This is a genomic window from Streptomyces laurentii (genome assembly GCF_040635425.1).
In the GTDB taxonomy this organism is placed as follows: Bacteria; Actinomycetota; Actinomycetes; order Streptomycetales; family Streptomycetaceae; genus Streptomyces; species Streptomyces laurentii.
The window spans coordinates 1-5,689 of record NZ_JBEYHT010000119.1; the positions used below are offsets into that span (position 1 = coordinate 1).

At 71.9% G+C, this 5,689-nt stretch carries 5 protein-coding genes and 1 pseudogene; 2 read left to right on the plus strand and 4 right to left on the minus strand.

Annotated features, from left to right (window positions below; genetic code table 11):
* Window positions 1-352: 352 nt before the first annotated feature.
* Entirely contained in the window at window positions 353-1,360 is a 1,008-nt protein-coding gene (locus ABZ693_RS35805) for a stage II sporulation protein M (RefSeq protein WP_359885680.1), read from the minus strand.
* Between the two features lie 119 nt (window positions 1,361-1,479).
* Here ABZ693_RS35805 and ABZ693_RS35810 point away from each other — a divergent pair, with 119 nt between their 5' ends.
* Window positions 1,480-2,430, plus strand: a complete 951-nt coding sequence (locus ABZ693_RS35810) for an RDD family protein (protein ID WP_359885677.1) — start codon at window positions 1,480-1,482, stop codon at window positions 2,428-2,430.
* A gap of 14 nt (window positions 2,431-2,444) precedes the next feature.
* Here ABZ693_RS35810 and ABZ693_RS35815 read toward each other — a convergent pair whose 3' ends face one another.
* Together ABZ693_RS35815 and ahcY are read right to left on the minus strand one after the other, a co-directional pair.
* Window positions 2,445-3,056: a hypothetical protein gene (locus tag ABZ693_RS35815; RefSeq protein WP_359885678.1), complete on the minus strand. Its 612-nt coding sequence runs from the start codon at window positions 3,054-3,056 to the stop codon at window positions 2,445-2,447.
* A gap of 194 nt (window positions 3,057-3,250) precedes the next feature.
* The gene (gene ahcY / locus ABZ693_RS35820) at window positions 3,251-4,705 is read right to left on the minus strand and encodes an adenosylhomocysteinase (protein ID WP_359885679.1); all 1,455 of its coding nucleotides are present in this window, start codon (window positions 4,703-4,705) and stop codon (window positions 3,251-3,253) included.
* 340 nt (window positions 4,706-5,045) lie between these two features.
* Between ahcY and lepB the strand changes: the two are divergent.
* Window positions 5,046-5,441 (plus strand): annotated as a pseudogene (gene lepB, locus ABZ693_RS35825) (signal peptidase I); the annotation flags it as partial.
* Between the two features lie 74 nt (window positions 5,442-5,515).
* On the opposite strand, the gene ABZ693_RS35830 reads toward lepB, so the two are convergent.
* Window positions 5,516-5,668 (minus strand): GNAT family N-acetyltransferase, encoded by a 153-nt coding sequence (locus ABZ693_RS35830; RefSeq protein ID WP_359885681.1) that lies wholly within the window; start codon window positions 5,666-5,668, stop codon window positions 5,516-5,518.
* Window positions 5,669-5,689: the final 21 nt, after the last annotated feature.

Genomic DNA, 5,689 nt, shown 5'->3' on the forward strand with positions numbered 1-5,689 from the left:
GCTTTCCGGTCCCGGTCGCTTTCGCTTCCGTTCCCTTCCGGCTTTTCGAGCTTATCAGATCTTTTCGATCCGATTCACTCGGCGCTTTCCGTTCCCTTTGGCTTTCGCTCTTGGGCCCTTCCGGCGTTTTCCCGACTTTATCAGATTCATTTCCGCGACCTGACCGGTGGCGTACGTGATTCGGATAAGGAATCGAGGTGGCTCCGAGTGGAGCGAGGAAGAGTGTAAACGTTCAGCCGGGAGCTGATACAACTCCCCGGGTAACCGTTTGAATCTACCTCCCCGCGCAGACCGTGTCAACGGTTTTTTGCGGGTGAGGAGAGACTAGCAGGTCAGCCGGGGGCTCCGCACATCAGGCGGCGGTCGGGAGCTCGGCGGGGCGGTCGGCTTCCTCGACGTCGCCGGTGTCGCCGGCGCGGGCCGCGCGGCCGCCCAGGACGTAGACGTACGCGAGGAAGGCCAGCTCGGCGACGACGCCGATGCCGATCCGGGCCCAGGTAGGCAGGCCGGACGGGGTGACGAAGCCTTCGATCAGGCCCGAGAGGAAGAGGACCAGGGCCAGGCCGATGGCCATGCCGATCGCGGCGCGGCCCTGCTGGGCGAGGGCGGCGCGGCGGGTGGTCGGTCCGGGGTCGACGAGGGTCCAGCCGAGGCGGAGGCCCGTACCGGCGGCGACGAAGACGGCGGTCAGTTCGAGCAGGCCGTGCGGAAGGATCAGGCCGAGGAAGACGTCGAGCCGGCCGGCGGAGGCCATGAGGCCGATGCCGAGGCCCAGGTTCAGCATGTTGGCGAAGAGGATCAGCAGGACCGGGATGCCGAGGAACGCGCCGAGGACCAGGCAGACGGCGGCGGCCTGGGCGTTGTTCGTCCAGACCTGGGCGGAGAAGGACGCCGCCGGGTGGCTGGAGTAGTACGTCTCGTACTGACCGCCGGGGCGGGTCATCTCGCGGAGGTGGTCCGGGGCGCCCAGCGCCGACTGGACCTCGGGATGGGCGGCCACCCACCAGCCGATCAGCGCGCCGAGCAGGGTGGAGAGGAGTGCGGTCGGTATCCACCAGTGGCGCGCGCGGTAGACGGCGGCGGGAAAACCGGCGGTGAAGAAGGCGGCCGCGTCGCGCCAGGAGGCGCGGCGGGTGCCGGTGACCATGGCGCGGGCCCGGGCGACGAGCTGCGTGAGCCGTGCCGTGAGCATCGGGTCCGGGGCGCTCGACTGGATCACGGAGAGGTGGGTGGCCGTGCGCTGGTAGAGGGTGACGAGTTCGTCGGCCTCGGCGCCGGTGAGCCGGCGGCCCCGGCCGAGCAGATGGTCGAGACGGTCCCACTCGGCGCGGTGGGCGGTGACGAAGACGTCGAGGTCCATGATCGGCTGCTGCTCCAGGCACTGGTGCGTACGGGTCCGTACTACTGCGGCGCGCTGCGGGCCAGCTTGGCAGACTGACGTGCGCACGGGGATCGGCAGGGCGAAGAAGGGTGGGGGCCGTGAGTGGAGTGGTGACGGGAGACGCCGTCGTCCTTGGGTTGCAGCCGGCGCGGCTGCCGAGCCGGGCGCTGGCGCTGGTGATCGATCTGGCCGTGATCATGGTCGTCTACATGGCGATCAGTCTCGGGCTGCTGCTGCTCACCTTGTCGCTGGACGAGGCCGCGCTCGCCGCGGTGAACGTCGCGGCGTTCGTCCTCGTCCTGGTCGGGGCGCCGATCGCCGTGGAGACGCTGACGCACGGGCGGTCCCTCGGAAAGCTGGCGTGCGGGCTGCGGGTGGTGCGGGACGACGGCGGGCCGATCCGGTTCCGGCACGCGCTGGTGCGCGGGGCGATGGGGGTCGTCGAGATCCTGATGACGTCCGGGGTGGTCGCCGTCATCGCGTCGCTGGTGTCGGAGCGGGGGCGACGGCTCGGGGACGTGTTCGCCGGGACGCTGGTGGTGCGGGAGCGGGTGGCCACGTCGGCGGGCATGATGCTGCCGCCTCCGCCGCCGTGGCTGGCGGGGCGGTTCACGGGGCTCGATCTGTCCGCCGTACCGGACGGGCTGTGGCTGGAGATACGGCAGTACCTGACGCGGATGCGGCAGCTGGATCCGGCGGTCGGGCAGCGGATGGCGGACCGGCTGGCCAACGAGCTGGTCGCGCGGACCGGGGCGCCTCCGCCGCCGGGGGTGCCGGCCGCCGCGTATCTGGCGGGCGTGGTCGCCGAGCGGCAGGCCCGGGAGGCACACCGGGCGTTCGCCGCGCACCCGGTGCCGGGAGCGGTGCCTGGGCCCGTGCCCGGGGCGGGTGCGGGGTTCGTGCCCACGTACGCCACGCCCGCGGCTCCGCCGGCCGTGCCCACCGCACCCGTCGTACCCGTCGTACCCGTCGTACCCGTCGTACCCGCAGCTGCCTCCGCGCCCGCCGATCCTCCGGCGCCCGCGACCGGGTTCGCGCCGCCGGCCTGAGCGGAGCCGCGGGGTCAGAAGGCGTTCGGCGGGGTGTCGAGCTCTTCGAGTTCGATGCCGGGGGCCGCGAGGACCACGTCACCGGCCAGGTGGACGCTGTGGGTCTCCCCCGTGCTCAGGTCCCCGACCCGGTACTCGTCCACGACGAGCGGGCCGTTGTCAGTGGCGTGCGTTTCACTGTTCACCAGCGACCAGGACTGATCGGTCGTCAGGGGGGCCAGCGAGGGTCCCGTGAAGGCGACGAGCCGGACGCGGGTCTCCGGGGAATCGGGGGTGAGGCGCAGGAGACGCGAGAGCGCGACGAGGAATGCCGGGGACGTGCCCGTGAAGGCGTGGGCGCGGACCGTGCCTTCGGTGGCATGGGCTCCGGCGGGGTCGGTACGGACCCAGGTGACGCCGTCGAGGGCGGCGCCGCGGACTTGCCAGTGCGCGGTGCGCAGTTCGAGGCGGATGGGGCGGCCGCGTTCGTCGACGGCCAGGTCGACGGAGCCGGCGGGCGCGCCCGAGGGGGTGGTGGTCCGTGCCACGTAGCGCCAGCCGGAGGGGCCGGGCGCGCACTGGAAGTGCTCTTCGCCGAGGGGGGTGTGGTCGTGCGGATCGTGGAGCGAATAGCGGCCGCGGGGCATGGGTCCTCGGGGTGCTTCCTGGAGCCGGAGCCGGCACCGTGGCCGGCTGTCGTCGGCCGGCGCCGGCTGTGGTCGAGGAACGGAGCAGGCCCCCGGCACGGGGGTGCGGGGGCCTGTCTCGTTCCGCTGGGGGCGATCCGGGGCGGGCGGGTGGTGTGTGCCACCCGCCCGTCACCGGATCGGATCGCGTCGGATCAGTAGCGGTAGTGGTCCGGCTTGTACGGGCCCTCGACCGGGACGCCGATGTACGCGGCCTGCTCCGGGCGGAGCGTCGTGAGCCTGACGCCCAGCGCGTCGAGGTGAAGGCGGGCGACCTTCTCGTCGAGGTGCTTGGGCAGCGTGTAGACGCCGATCGGGTACTCGGACGTCTTGGCGAAGAGTTCGATCTGGGCCAGGGTCTGGTCCGCGAACGAGTTCGACATCACGAACGACGGGTGACCGGTCGCGTTGCCCAGGTTGAGCAGACGGCCCTCGGACAGCACGATGACGACCTTGCCGTCCGGGAAGGTCCAGGTGTGGACCTGCGGCTTGACCTCGTCCTTGACGATGCCCGGGATCTGGGCCAGGCCGGCCATGTCGATCTCGTTGTCGAAGTGGCCGATGTTGCCGACGATCGCCTGGTGCTTCATCCGGGCGATGTCGGACGCCATGATGATGTCCTTGTTGCCCGTCGTGGTGACGAAGATGTCCGCCGTCTCGACGACGTCGTCGAGCGTGGCGACCTGGTAGCCGTCCATGGCGGCCTGGAGCGCGCAGATCGGGTCGATCTCGGTGACGATGACCCGGGCGCCCTGGCCGCGCAGCGACTCCGCGCAGCCCTTGCCGACGTCGCCGTAACCGCAGACGACGGCCGTCTTGCCGCCGATGAGGACGTCGGTGGCGCGGTTGATGCCGTCCACGAGGGAGTGCCGGCAGCCGTACTTGTTGTCGAACTTCGACTTCGTCACGGCGTCGTTCACGTTGATCGCCGGGAACAGCAGGGAGCCGTCGCGCTGCATCTCGTAGAGGCGGTGGACACCGGTGGTGGTCTCCTCCGTCACGCCGCGGATCTCGGACGCCAGCTGGGTCCACTTCTGCGGGTTCTCGCCCAGCGTGCGGTTGAGCAGCCGGAGGATGTAGCCGTACTCCTCGCTGTCCGCGGTGGACGGGTCCGGAGCGGCGCCGGCCTTCTCGAACTCGACGCCCTTGTGGACGAGGAGGGTGGCGTCACCACCGTCGTCGAGGATCATGTTCGGGCCGCCGGTGGGCGTGTTCGGCCAGGTCAGCGCCTGCTCCGTGCACCACCAGTACTCCTCCAGCGTCTCGCCCTTCCAGGCGAAGACCGGGACGCCCTGCGGGTTCTCCGGGGTGCCGTTCGGGCCGACGGCGATGGCCGCGGCGGCGTGGTCCTGGGTGGAGAAGATGTTGCAGGAGGCCCAGCGGACCTCGGCGCCGAGGGCGACCAGGGTCTCGATGAGAACGGCGGTCTGCACGGTCATGTGCAGGGAGCCGGTGATCCGGGCGCCGGCGAGCGGCTGCTGCTCGGCGTACTCCCGGCGGATCGCCATCAGGCCGGGCATCTCGTGCTCGGCGAGGGTGATCTCCTTGCGGCCGAAGGTGGCCAGGGACAGGTCGGCGACCTTGTAGTCCTGCGTGGCGACGGTCGTCATGACGGGGGCTGCTCCTCGTGGCATCGGTTGCGAGGGGTCGAGTGGGCGCCTCACACCGCGGCGGTGAGCGACGCGGGCATACGAATGCCCGAGCACTTGTTCGCGGTGCAGTCGTCGGAGGCCCTCTCTCCCTCGGCCGGTCCGCTCGCGGACCGCCCGACCGCCATCAGCAGCGACGTCTGGCTCGTCCCGAATCTACACCGATCGGCGCAGCGGCCACAGTCCGCCTGGTCGGGGGCGGACGGATCCCGCCAGGGCCCACCGGTAGGGTGCGGGGCCGGTCGGCGCGTGGGCGCCGGACGGGTGACGGGCGACGACGGCGAACGACGAGGGGCGGGCGATGAGGCCGGGGCGAGGACTGCGGATCGCGGGACTGACACTGGCGCCGCTGGGGGTGCTGCTGATCGCCGCGGGGTTCCTCCTGCGCGTCGCGTACCCCGGCCACACGGTTCAGGGGACGTCGATGGAGCCGGCGTACGGGCCGGGCGACACGCTCCTCGCCGAGCGCGTCGAGCCGTCCGAGCTGCGGCGCGGGGATGTCGTCCTCGTCACCGCGCCTGAGTGGGGCGTGTCGCGCGACCTGCTGGTCAGGCGGGTCATCGGGGTCGGCGGCGACCGGGTCCGGAGCGACGGCGGGCGGCTGTACGTGAACGGCCGACCGCTCGCGGAGCCGTACGTCGCCGAGACGGGCGGCGGCCCGTTGGGCGCGGAGCCGGACGTCGAGGTGACCGTGCCCGAGGGGCGGCTGTTCCTGCTCGGCGACAACCGGGCGAACTCCAACGACGCGCGCAACCATCGGGACGACCCCCATCAGGGGACGCTTCCGGTCACCGCCGCGCGGGAGCGGGTCGCGAGCGGTCCGCTCGGCGCGGTCGGCGCGGGCGCCGGGCTCAGGCGGTCCAATAGTGCGGACACGGCAGCCCGGGCGTATCCCTGGCGCCGGTGGGCGGGTTCGGTGGCCACCGCGTGGATACGGGCGGCCAG